Origin of the sequence: Pararobbsia silviterrae (assembly GCF_003628125.1) — a bacterium.
GTDB lineage: Bacteria > Pseudomonadota > Gammaproteobacteria > Burkholderiales > Burkholderiaceae > Pararobbsia > Pararobbsia silviterrae.
In genome coordinates this window covers 1-1,134 of sequence record NZ_RBZU01000039.1, presented here as the reverse complement: position 1 = coordinate 1,134, position 1,134 = coordinate 1, and the positions used below count along the sequence as shown (strand labels likewise).

The 1,134-nt window shown below is 61.6% G+C and carries 1 protein-coding gene; it reads right to left on the bottom strand.

Going from position 1 to position 1,134, the window contains the following annotated elements:
* A partial coding sequence (gene tuf, locus D7S86_RS28920; protein ID WP_121091582.1) for an elongation factor Tu occupies window positions 1-1,133 on the bottom strand: 1,133 nt, incomplete at its 3' end.
* Window position 1,134: the final 1 nt, after the last annotated feature.

Genomic DNA, 1,134 nt, shown 5'->3' with positions numbered 1-1,134 from the left:
GCGAAGCGCAGACCTTCTTCCATCGCGATCGGGTGGATCAGCTTAACCGTGATCGACACGTTGTCGCCCGGCATCACCATTTCCTTGTCCGCCGGCAGCTCGATCGAGCCCGTCACGTCCGTCGTACGGAAGTAGAACTGCGGACGGTAGTTGTTGAAGAACGGCGTGTGACGGCCGCCTTCGTCCTTGCTCAGCACATACACTTCAGCCGTGAAGTGCGTGTGCGGCTGGATCGAACCCGGCTTGGCCAGAACCTGGCCACGCTCGACGTCTTCGCGCTTCGTGCCGCGCAGCAGAATACCCACGTTGTCGCCCGCTTGACCTTGGTCCAGCAGCTTGCGGAACATTTCCACGCCCGTGCACGTCGTCTTGACCGTGTCCTTGATACCGACGATTTCGATTTCTTCGCCGACCTTCACGATGCCGCGTTCCACACGACCCGTCACCACCGTACCGCGACCCGAGATCGAGAACACGTCTTCGATCGGCATCAGGAACGCGCCGTCAACCGCACGCTCCGGCGTCGGGATGTACGAATCCAGTGCATCGGCCAGCGCGAAAATCGCCGTTTCGCCGAGCTCGCCCTTGTCGCCTTCGAGCGCCAGCTTCGCCGAGCCCTTCACGATAGGCACGTCGTCGCCCGGGAAGTCGTACTTCGAGAGCAGTTCGCGCACTTCCATTTCGACGAGCTCGAGCAGCTCCGCGTCGTCGACCATGTCGCACTTGTTCAGGAACACGATGATGTACGGCACACCGACCTGACGCGCCAGCAGGATGTGCTCACGCGTTTGCGGCATCGGGCCGTCTGCTGCCGAGCACACCAGGATCGCGCCGTCCATTTGCGCCGCGCCCGTGATCATGTTCTTCACATAGTCCGCGTGGCCCGGGCAGTCAACGTGCGCGTAGTGGCGCGTTTCCGTTTCGTACTCGACGTGTGCCGTGTTGATCGTGATACCACGTGCCTTTTCTTCCGGCGCCGCGTCGATCTGGTCGTACGCCTTCGCTTCACCGCCGAACTTGCGCGAGAGCACCGTCGTGATCGCTGCCGTCAGCGTCGTCTTGCCATGGTCAACGTGACCAATGGTCCCCACGTTCACGTGCGGCTTGGTCCGCTCGAATTTACCTTTAGCCATG